Source organism: Neotamlana sargassicola, from assembly GCF_020523965.1.
Lineage (GTDB): Bacteria > Bacteroidota > Bacteroidia > Flavobacteriales > Flavobacteriaceae > Neotamlana > Neotamlana sargassicola.
Genome location: NZ_JAJAPX010000023.1, coordinates 1 through 449, shown reverse-complemented (window position 1 = coordinate 449; position 449 = coordinate 1). Strand labels below are relative to the sequence as shown.

Below are 449 nucleotides of genomic sequence, written 5' to 3'. Positions count from 1 at the left end.
GTTCATTGACATATTGAAAAGATACATGAAACATTAGATTTATATCTAATGAAAAGTAATTAAGATTAATAAAGTATCACGCGAGCGATACAATTAATCATTATTAGTAAGTTTAATACTTATTAATGAAACTCATTAAAAAAGCAAAAAGTACAATAAGCTAAATAAGGGCGTATGGGGAATGCCTAGGCTCTCAGAGGCGATGAAGGACGTGATAAGCTGCGAAAAGTTGCGGGGATTGGCACATACAAATTGATCCGCAAATATCCGAATGGGGCAACCCACTATATTGAAGATATAGTATCCGTAAGGAGGCGAACCCGGAGAACTGAAACATCTAAGTACCCGGAGGAGAAGAAAACAAAAGTGATTCCGTTAGTAGTGGCGAGCGAACGCGGATTAGCCCAAACCAATATTGTTACGGCAATATTGGGGTTGTAGGACCACAA

General features: G+C 38.3%; 1 rRNA gene. It reads left to right on the top strand.

The features are described from left to right. Positions 1-154 precede the first annotated feature (154 nt). A 23S ribosomal RNA gene (locus tag LG651_RS15675) occupies positions 155-449 on the top strand; the annotation flags it as partial.